This is a genomic window from Pseudomonas sp. CM25 (assembly GCF_013179705.1).
GTDB lineage: Bacteria > Pseudomonadota > Gammaproteobacteria > Pseudomonadales > Pseudomonadaceae > Aquipseudomonas.
In genome coordinates, this window is sequence record NZ_JABMCW010000739.1 from 1 (window position 1) to 516 (window position 516).

General features: G+C 60.9%; 1 protein-coding gene. It reads left to right on the forward strand.

Going from position 1 to position 516, the window contains the following annotated elements; translation table 11 throughout:
- The coding region (locus HP546_RS31040) for a reverse transcriptase domain-containing protein (RefSeq protein ID WP_256678593.1) at positions 1–516 on the forward strand (516 nt) is incomplete at both ends.

The following is a 516-nucleotide window of genomic DNA, read 5'->3' on the forward strand; positions in this document are numbered from 1 at the left end:
CAAAGATAAGTGCGTACTCAGGCTTATCCGCCGCTACCTTGAAGCGGGAGTCATGTCAGGCGGTGTCGTCAGCCCACGGCAGGAGGGGACGCCGCAAGGCGGCCCGCTCTCGCCGCTGCTGTCGAATATCCTGCTCGACGAACTTGACCGCGAACTGGAACGGCGGGGTCACCGCTTCGTGCGCTATGCCGATGACGCGAACATTTATGTACGCAGCCCTCGGGCTGGCGAACGGGTACTGGCCAGTGTCGAACGCTTCCTGAATCAACGTTTGAAACTGACGGTGAATCAGAAGAAGAGTCGAGTCGCGAGAGCCTGGAAGTGTGACTACTTGGGCTATGGGATGAGCTGGCATCAGCAGCCAAGGCTGCGGGTGGCAACGACGAGCCTGGGTCGCCTGCGCGACCGGCTCGCAGAGCTGCTACGCGGTGCACGGGGTCGCAAGATGACGAATACCATCGAGCGGATAAACCCTGTCCTGCGAGGCTGGGCGGGTTACTTCAAGCTTAGCCAGAG